The organism is Pseudomonas sp. LFS044, assembly GCF_047978245.1.
In the GTDB taxonomy this organism is placed as follows: Bacteria; Pseudomonadota; Gammaproteobacteria; order Pseudomonadales; family Pseudomonadaceae; genus Aquipseudomonas.
Map to the genome: position 1 here is coordinate 1 of NZ_JBFPFX010000086.1, position 253 is coordinate 253.

Sequence of the window (253 nt, forward strand, 5' to 3'; positions counted from 1 at the left end):
AAGCATCCAACGTCAACCCAGCGGCATCGGCAAACAACTCGGCATCACCGAAGAAACGCTGGAATACGCCTATGACCTGCTGGGCCGACTGACCCAGGAAATCACCCCACAGGGCGTGCTCGGCTACGAATACGACCCGCTAAGCAACCTGACCACACTGACCCTGCCGGACGGGCGCAAGGTCAACCACCTGTACTACGGCAGCGGCCACCTGCACCAGCTGAACCTGGACGGCCAGGTGATCAGCGACATG

Annotated in this window: 1 pseudogene; it reads left to right on the forward strand. The window is 60.9% G+C overall.

Annotated elements, in window-relative coordinates:
• Positions 1-253, forward strand: a pseudogene (locus ACNQPL_RS26730) (sugar-binding protein); the annotation flags it as partial.